General features: G+C 46.5%; 6 protein-coding genes. 1 reads left to right on the forward strand and 5 read right to left on the reverse strand.

Annotation, left to right across the window (positions count from 1 at the left end):
- The 3 genes from TZ48_RS00970 to TZ48_RS00980 form a co-directional block, all read right to left on the reverse strand.
- Nucleotides 1-757, reverse strand: a 757-nt coding sequence (locus TZ48_RS00970) for an aldehyde dehydrogenase family protein (RefSeq protein WP_162674430.1), incomplete at its 3' end; no start/stop codon positions are given.
- 96 nt (nucleotides 758-853) lie between these two features.
- Entirely contained in the window at nucleotides 854-1,918 is a 1,065-nt protein-coding gene (gene buk / locus TZ48_RS00975; RefSeq protein WP_112477916.1) for a butyrate kinase, read from the reverse strand.
- Between the two features lie 37 nt (nucleotides 1,919-1,955).
- Nucleotides 1,956-2,891, reverse strand: coding sequence for a bifunctional enoyl-CoA hydratase/phosphate acetyltransferase (locus tag TZ48_RS00980; RefSeq protein ID WP_112477917.1), 936 nt, complete (start codon nucleotides 2,889-2,891; stop codon nucleotides 1,956-1,958).
- Between the two features lie 678 nt (nucleotides 2,892-3,569).
- Between TZ48_RS00980 and TZ48_RS00985 the strand changes: the two genes are divergently transcribed.
- Complete coding sequence (locus TZ48_RS00985; protein ID WP_112477918.1) at nucleotides 3,570-5,090, forward strand: diaminopimelate decarboxylase family protein; 1,521 nt, start codon at nucleotides 3,570-3,572, stop codon at nucleotides 5,088-5,090.
- A gap of 153 nt (nucleotides 5,091-5,243) precedes the next feature.
- Here TZ48_RS00985 and udp read toward each other — a convergent pair whose 3' ends face one another.
- Together udp and TZ48_RS00995 are read right to left on the reverse strand one after the other, a co-directional pair.
- Entirely contained in the window at nucleotides 5,244-6,005 is a 762-nt protein-coding gene (gene udp / locus TZ48_RS00990) for a uridine phosphorylase (protein WP_112477919.1), read from the reverse strand.
- A 236-nt stretch (nucleotides 6,006-6,241) separates the two neighbouring features.
- Nucleotides 6,242-6,463: hypothetical protein (locus TZ48_RS00995; RefSeq protein WP_162674432.1), on the reverse strand; the 222-nt coding region annotated here is incomplete at its 5' end.

Below are 6,463 nucleotides of genomic sequence, written 5' to 3' on the forward strand. Positions count from 1 at the left end.
CACCGATACATAGTAGGTTGTTATCGAAAGATGCACCGCCGTAAACGCCAGCCGCAGCTAGGTCTAGGTTAGCAGAAGCGTCAACGATTACAGGTGGGTTACCAGCGCCAGCGCCTACACCTTTCTTACCAGATTGTAGGATTGCTTTTACTAGACCAGGGCCACCCGTACCCACTAGCATGTTAACTAGTGGAGACTTAGCGATTTCGTTAAGAGTTTCTAGCGTTGGCTCTTTAACCATAGTTACTAGGTTAGCTGGGCCGCCTGCTTCAACGATAGTTTTGTTGATCATGTCGATCATTACCGCAGAAACCACTTTAGAAGATGGGTGAACGTTGAACGTTACCGCGTTACCAGACGCTAGCATAGAGATAGCGTTGTTAACGATAGTTTCAGTTGGGTTAGTTACAGGAGTAACAGCACCGATAACACCGTAAGGTGCACGCTCTTCTAGAGAGATACCGTTGTCGCCAGACCATACTTTAGTTTCTAGAACTTCAGTACCTGGAGTCTTAGCAGCAGTTAGCTGGTGCTTAGCGATCTTGTCTTCAACACGACCTAGTTTAGTTTCTTCACGAACCATTTTCGCGAAGTCTTCAGCTTTAGCTAGAACTGCACCACGGATAGCAGTAAGGATAGCTTCACGGCCTTCTTTAGTAGAGTTAGCGTAGAACTCAACTTGAGCTTTATGAGTTGCTTCGATTGCAGCTTCTACAGTTTCGAAAACGCCTTGTGCGTTGTTGATATCGAATGACATTATAATTACCTTCTGTAAAGTATTCAGTGGCGAGGCCACTTTTAAAGAGCAGGCTCAAAGCCTGCTCCTAATCTTTATTCAATTATGCGGCGTTAATTACGCGTAAACTTGAGCAGCTTCTTCGCCGTTCACTACACGTAGCGTACCTAGTACTAGTGCTTCTAGCTCAACTTCACCTGGGAACTTAGTTACAGGTGCGATGAACTCAACGCGCTTAGTGATTTCAGCTGTGATGTACTTGCTGTAAGCGATACCACCAGTTAGTAGGATGCCGTCAACTTTTTCACCGCCGAATACCGCGCCCATAGCAGCGATCTGCTTAGAAACTTGGTAAGCCATCGCGTCAGTCACTAGTTTGAACTCAGCGTCGCCAGCTTCTGCTTTCTCTTCGATTTCACGCATGTCGATGCTACCTGTGTAGCTGAATGCGCCGCCTTTACCTTGGATGAATGCTTTCATCTCAGCGTGCGTGTACTCGCCGCTGAAGCAGATGTCGATTAGTTCGCGAGTTGGTAGGTCACCAGAACGCTCTGGAGTGAATGGACCTTCAGAAACTGCATCGTTTACGTCAACAGTACGGCCGCCCATGTGAGCACCTACAGTGATACCGCCACCCATGTGACAAACGATAACGTTCACGTCTTCGTACTTCTTACCTTGCTCTTCAGCGAATTTACGCGCGATAGCTTTTTGGTTAAGAGCGTGGAAACGACCTTTACGCTTGATAGCTTTGTGGCCAGAGAAAGACGCTAGCTCAGATAGCTCGTAAGTTACCGGTGCGTCAGTGAAGAATGCTTCGATGCCGTTCTCATCAGCGATTTCTTTACCGATGATGCCTGCAAGGCTTGCTGGGTGCTGGATTTGCGCTTCTAGAAGGTCTGCGATTACTGCATCGTCAACCTTGTAAGTACCGCCAGCGATTGGCTTAAGAACACCACCGCGACAAGCGATAGCGTTTAGCTCAGAAGCTTTAACGCCCGCTTCTTCTAGAGCCGCTAGGATCGCTTCTTTACGGAATTCTTTTTGGTTTGCAACAACTGCACCGAATGGCGCTAGCTCTTCAGCGCTGTGACGTAGAGTTTTCTCGAACAGTTCAGTAGTACCTTCGAAAAGACCGATTTTTGTAGACGTAGAGCCTGGGTTGATAGCTAGAATTTTCATCACTTATAAACCTAATTTAAGTTATTGCTAGTTATAATTAAGCAGACGCGTCTGCTGCTTCTTTCTGTTGGCTCATAGCCGCTACAGAACATGCAAGCGCGATAGATACTGTCTTCTCAGCTTCGCCGTCAGCACGAGAAACAAGAACAACAGGAATACGTGCACCAAGTAGAACACCCGCCATGCTGAAGCCAGCCATGTACTGAAGTGCTTTAGCAAATACGTTGCCTACTTCGATGTTTGGAACCATTAGGATATCGGCATTGCCCGCTACTGGAGACTCGTAACCTTTAAGGTTTGCAGCGTACTGAGATACCGCGATATCTAGAGAGATAGGACCAGAAACGATACAACCTTCGATTTCACCGTTTTGGTTCATTTTTTGAAGCTCTGCCGCGTCCATAGTCGCTGGCATCTTGTCGTATGGCTTCTCTTTCGCACATAGGTTAGCCACTTTAGGCTCTTCGATGCCTACAGAGTGCGCTAGGCTCACTGCGTTCTTGATGATGCCCGCTTTTTGCTCAAGCGTTGGCATGATGTTCATCGCTGCGTCAGTGAAAACGTGGAAGCTGTCGCCGCCTTCTTTAAATAGAACGCCTGCGTGGCTAAGAACGTTACCAGTACGTAGACCGTGCTCTTTCTTAAGCACTTCTTTTAGTAGAACTGAAGTGTCGATTAGACCCTTCATTAGTAGGTCGCCTTTACCTTCTGCAATTGCTGTTACCGCTGCAGTCGCGATTGCTTCTAGACCATCAGCTTCGATAATGTCGAAGTTCGCTAGATCAACGTTAGCTTTCGCAGCCGCTTCGTTGATTAGCGCACGCTCACCAACAAGAATCACGTCAGCCATGCCTTCTTGGAATGCGTTGTTTGCTGCATCTAGCGTTGCATCATCGTGCGCCGCTGCAACAACCATGCGTTGCTTCTTACCGAACTTTTTAGCTTGCTGAATAAAGAAGTCTTTATTGTACATAGGGGCGATACCTTTTATTTAAGAAGAGAGCCACTCGCCCTCTTTCTATTATCGATAAACACTTATCTCTAAAAACAATTCGTCATTGTGGAGCAATAGAAGCGAATTATTTTGTTGGACCCTCGTGAAAGGATGAGTTGAATTTATCGTAGGTATTATCGGAATTAACGTCACTCAGTGTCAGTTTTTTTGACCGATTTACGGTAACAACTGTTTGACCATGAATGATTCATGGGCATTCATATCACCAGCAGCTATGGGAGCAGATCGCGATCACAGAATTGCTCAAATTTGGCCGTCATTTTGACAAACCAATGACAAAACGTAACGCGTCGAGACATAGGTAACACACCGTTATACTAGGTAAGTTACCTACAGAAAGTTGAGTAACAAGGTTGAGATCAGCGATAAATTCACAGCAATTATCTATTTATATTTTGCGATTCACGCTGATCTAACGAGCCGTAAACAGAGTCACACATTCACCCCGTGAATGTTAATAGCGCATTTGTAAAGTGTAATAGTAACGCTAGAGTAAGTTTTTTTGACGCTGAGTGAAGTGCCCTGCTTCATGACCATACCCTATACTGGCCTCAGCAAATCAACGTGATTGAGAAGTTTAAGCTTCTGAATCACAAAGTAGATATACCATTGACTACTATTAAGTAAGGGTCGACGATGACAATCCAAAATCGCCTAGAAGAAAGTGTTAAAAACCTAAACACTGTACTTGAAGAGCAAAAGCAACTTCTTGCTGAGCACAAAGCGAACCAAAACTACGCTGAGCGCCTACAAAACCTGCTTACTCCAACAGATAAACTAAGCACTAAAGGTGATGACCTATACATCGGTGGCTGCAAAGCAACTGATCTAATCGAACAGTACGGTAGCCCGCTATTCGTACTAAGCGAAGACACGCTACGTGGTAACCTACGTCGTGTTAAAGATGCATTTGGTTCAAACTGGCCAAAGCCTGTGAACGTTATGTTCGCTATCAAATCAAACACTAACTACGCAGTTCGTGCTATTTGTAACGAAGAAGGCGTAGGTGGTGACTGTTTCGGTCCTGGTGAAGTTGAAGCAACTTACATCGGCGGCGCTGATCCTAAGAAAATCGCACTAAACGGTACCGTTAAGCCTGAGCTTGCTATCCGTAAAGCAATTGAGTACGGCTACGCAATCCACCTAGACTCGTTCGAAGAGATCGAAATCATCGAGCGCATCGCAGCTGAAGTTAAGCCAAAAGAAAAAGTACGCATCGCAGTACGTCTAAAAGTTATCCCAGAAGATTTCTTCGACGACTTCGAACCAGATTGCTACCCATTCCCAGACTTCAAAGGCGCAATGAAGTGGATCAAATTCGGTCTTCTTAAAGAAGAAGCGAAGAAGATCGTTAACCGCGTTAAAGAAATCGATGCATTCGAATTCTACGGTTTCCACACTCACCTAGGCCGTTTCTCTAAAGATCCAGCAGGTTGGGATGCACTGTACCGTGAATACGCACGTAACGTAATCGAGATCTCTCGTGAGTGTGGCGTTCAACCATTCCAAATCGACCTAGGCGGCGGTTGGCCACGTGAGCGTGAGCCAGAAGCACGTAGCGTTGAAAACCTAATGAACCCGAACACGATTGAAGACTACGCGAAAATCGTTTGTGCGGGCATGCTAGAAGAGTTCAACAAAGAAGGCTTCGAGATCCCACAACTATGGCTAGAGCCTGGTCGTTACATCGCAGGTAACATCGGCACACTACTAACATCTGTATACGTAGTGAAAGATGACCAAGAGATGGACTACAGCTACACAATGGTTGACGCGTCAACTTACCTAGCAGTACTTGTAGAGTCTCAAGAGTCTAAGAACCCAGTTCTTCCAGCGAACAAGATGACTCAGCCTCTTCAAGAGAAGACAACTGAAATCGCAGGTCCTATCTGTATCCCATCTATCTGGGAAAGCGGCGCACGCATGCCAGCTCTAGAACCAAAAGACGTTCTAGCTATCATGGATGTAGGTCACTACGCAGAATCTCAAGCGAGCCAGTTCAACTCTCTACCACGTCCTGCAACTGTACTAGTTAAAGACGGTGAAGCTGAGCTAATCAAGCGCGCTGAAACGGTTGAAGACGTATTTGCTACGCAAATCCTTCCAGAGCGTTTCACAAAAGCTAAAGCAGAACTTGAGAAGCAGCGTAAAGCTTAATTCTTAAGTCTTCTGGATGGACAAAAGCCTCTCGATTGAGAGGCTTTTTCATATCTGTGCCCTGCGAATCTCACCAATCAACAAGTAACAAAAAAGCGCAACAGTCTCCTGCTACGCTTTGGTATAAGTTAACGTTCTAACCGTGAGTTATCGTTAAGCGAGTAGCTTGCGCGCCGCTTCTACGACCACGCGAATAGAACGTGTCTCTGCTTGTTTCAACGTATCGTGATCCGGTGTCTCTTTTTGTGTACGGTTGATGATCACACCCGCAACACAGCCCGCTCGTAGACCTGAGCTTGCACACATGGTGAGCAGCGTGGCGGATTCCATTTCAAAGTTCAGCACACCCATTTGTTGCCACTCTTCCATAGAGCCTTGGAAGCGACGTACCACACGACCCGAGAACGTATCGTAGCGCTCTTGTCCTGGGTAGAACGTATCGCTCGATGCTGTCACGCCCGTGTGTACGGTTGAACCTGCTTCAATCGCCGCTTGTTTCATTGCCGTTGCGACATCGAAGTCCGCAACTGCTGGGAACTCCATAGGCGCGAAGTGTAGGCTTGCACCGTCAAGGCGAACAGAGCCCGTAGTCACAATCATATCACCCACATTCACATGTGATTGAATCGCACCTGTGGTACCAACGCGCAAGAAGGTACGCACGCCAAGTTGTGCTAGCTCTTCTACCGCGATGGACGTTGATGGACCACCGATACCAGTCGAACAAACCACTACAGGCTTGCCGTCTAGTTTTGCACGGTACACAGTGTATTCACGTTGGCTTGCCAAAAACTCTGGCTCATCCATCAACTCAGCGATCTTCTTAACTCGAGCTGGGTCACCTGGAATAATGGCAAGTGTCGCGCCTTGTAGATCTTCTTTATTTACTCCGAGATGGAAAACAGCTTGGGACATGGGGGACTCCTTTTGTCTCTTGGGTATGGGTTTAAGCTTATAAGATAGCGCCGCCAATAAACGTATACAGATCACACTTATCCAATGCAACAACCACAACATTTCACATTAAATCGGTTTGCATCACACTTTATTGTCGAGTTTGCTCTGATATTGCACAAATTCAGTTTTTTAGCTCACAAAAAAACCGCTCAGAGAGGTTAAGTCCGTGAGCGGCTTTCATCACTCTAATCAAGTCAATCCAACGAGGACTTATGACGAAGCAATCTTAATGCATTCAAGGTCACTATCGCCGTCGCGCCGCTATCGGCTAATACGGCTACCCAAAGACCAGTAATACCCAGTAGACTCGTGACAAGAAACACGCCTTTCAGACCAAGCGCCAGAGCCACGTTCTGTTTGATGTTATTGAGCGTTGCACGGGAAAGCTCAATCATCGCTGGTAGCTCAGTTAAGCG

This window comes from Vibrio variabilis, from assembly GCF_003263785.1.
Lineage (GTDB): Bacteria > Pseudomonadota > Gammaproteobacteria > Enterobacterales > Vibrionaceae > Vibrio > Vibrio variabilis.